This window comes from Streptomyces sp. SID14436 (genome assembly GCF_010548465.1).
Lineage (GTDB): Bacteria > Actinomycetota > Actinomycetes > Streptomycetales > Streptomycetaceae > Streptomyces.
Genome location: NZ_JAAGMD010000495.1, coordinates 1 through 659, shown reverse-complemented (window position 1 = coordinate 659; position 659 = coordinate 1). Strand labels below are relative to the sequence as shown.

Below are 659 nucleotides of genomic sequence, written 5' to 3'. Positions count from 1 at the left end.
CCGGCGACGGCGACGGGGACGCCGGCGTGCACGGTCTGCGACAGCTTCAGGGGGGAGCCCAGTTCGGCGGTGACCGTCTCGGCGATCTCCTCCCGGCGGGCCTGGAGGACGTCCCGCAGGGCGGCGAGCCGGGCGGCGCGCTCGGCGGGCGGGGTGGCGCTCCACGCGGGGAGGGCGGCGCGGGCCGCCCGGACGGCGGCGTCGACGTCCTCCACGGTGCCCGCCGGGACGGTGGCGATCACCTGTTCGTCGGCCGGGTTCACGACCTCGATCACGTCCGGACCGGCGGCGGGGCGCCAGGCGCCGTCGATGTACATGCCGTCGTATGCCTTCATCGCGCTTCCTCCGGGACGGGGGCGTCGTGTGCGTCGTCTGCCGCCACATAAACTAGCGGTGGTAATTTACGGGCGCCAGGGGAACCCGCCGGACGGCCGGTGAGAGGGGCGTCACTCGTCGAGGTCGGGCAGGCGCGCCGGATCGGGGCAGATCCGCTCCCCGTGCCGGTCGAAGACGAACAGGTGGGCGAGGTCGACCAGCAGTGGCACCTGCATGCCCTGCCGGAGCCGGACGTCCGGGGCGGTACGGACGATGAGGTCGCCCGGCAGCCGCGGCTCGGCGCCCGCGGGCGCGGAGGTCGGCCCGGCGGCCGGCTCCAGCGT

General features: G+C 75.7%; 1 protein-coding gene and 1 pseudogene. Both read right to left on the bottom strand.

From position 1 onward, the window contains the following. The coding region (locus tag G3I53_RS16960) for an aldehyde dehydrogenase family protein (RefSeq protein WP_164438512.1) at positions 1–335 on the bottom strand (335 nt) is incomplete at its 3' end. A 111-nt stretch (positions 336–446) separates the two neighbouring features. Continuing rightward, positions 447–659, bottom strand: a pseudogene (locus G3I53_RS16955) (sugar ABC transporter ATP-binding protein); the annotation flags it as partial.